Below are 532 nucleotides of genomic sequence, written 5' to 3'. Positions count from 1 at the left end.
CGATCCCAGGCGATCTGCGGATGCGGCGGTGGGCTGTGCGCCGACGCACTGCCCACCTCTGCCGATCGTCCCACCGATCGGCGCCGCGGCATAGAGCGCTATCGGGCGTCGACATACGGCGCGAGGGCGCGGGCCCGTTCGAGGTCGGCGGCCTCGTCGATCTCCAACGCGTGGTCGGGATGCACCGGCTGCATGCCGACCCGGCCGAAGAACCGGTGCCCGGCGGCGCGGAACCCCTCGGTGCGGAACACGTAGAAGGCCCCCGTCTCGGCGAACTCGGGATCGCGGTCCTGGCGGCGCGGGCGATGCGCGGCGTCGTGGTTCACGCCGACGGCGCCGGCCGCGGCATCCTCACGCCAGAGGAAGACGTGCGTGGGGGCGGCCGAGAACACGGCGTCACGGTGGCCGCGCTCGACCTGGTCGACGGCGGCGTCGAGGTCGGCGGGGTCGATGAACGGGGACGTGGCCTGGATGAGGACCGTGATGTCGCCGAGGTCGGCGCCGGTTGCCTCGGCGGCGCCCGCCGGCGCGG

The 532-nt window shown here is 74.4% G+C and carries 1 protein-coding gene; it reads right to left on the bottom strand.

The features are described from left to right. Window positions 1-98: 98 nt before the first annotated feature. On the bottom strand, window positions 99-532 hold a 434-nt coding region (locus GH736_RS24205), incomplete at its 5' end, for an acylneuraminate cytidylyltransferase family protein (RefSeq protein WP_456236784.1).

The organism is Agromyces humi, from assembly GCF_009720255.1.
Lineage (GTDB): Bacteria > Actinomycetota > Actinomycetes > Actinomycetales > Microbacteriaceae > Agromyces > Agromyces humi.
The sequence above is the reverse complement of the archived record's forward strand: the minus strand, read 5'-3'. Positions and strand labels throughout refer to the sequence as shown.